1 pseudogene is annotated in these 414 nt (G+C 65.7%); it reads left to right on the top strand.

Going from position 1 to position 414, the window contains the following annotated elements:
• A pseudogene (locus EN964_RS37220) lies at positions 1 to 414 on the top strand (MFS transporter); the annotation flags it as partial.

Here is a 414-nt window from a genome sequence, read left to right as displayed (position 1 = left end):
CCTTCATCTCCATCCTGCCGCTGGCCGCCGTCGGCGCTATCATCCTGTCGTTCCTGCGGCTGCCGGCGAAAGCATCCGGCAAGGTGGAGATCGCCGACAGCGACGCCAGGCCACTGGCTGAAATCGTCACGCAGCCGCGTTTCGTCGCCGCGCTTTTCTGCGCGGTCGGCAGCTATGCGCTGATGAGCTTCGTCATGACGGGCGCACCGCTGGCCATGGTCGGTTGCGGCCTGTCGGAGAACGACGCGACGCTCGGCATCTCCTGGCACGTCATGGCGATGTTCGCGCCAAGCTTCTTCACCGGCTCGCTGATCCATCGCTTCGGCGCCGAACGCATTGTGGCCACCGGCCTGATCCTGCTCATCGGCTGCGCCATTGTCGCTCTGTCGGGCCTGGCGCTGTGGCAGTTCTGGA

The sequence above is a fragment of the Mesorhizobium sp. M7A.F.Ca.CA.001.10.2.1 genome (genome assembly GCF_003998575.1).
Classification (GTDB): Bacteria; Pseudomonadota; Alphaproteobacteria; order Rhizobiales; family Rhizobiaceae; genus Mesorhizobium.
Note: the sequence above shows the minus strand (reverse complement) of the source record. Positions and strands in the feature narration are given on the sequence as shown.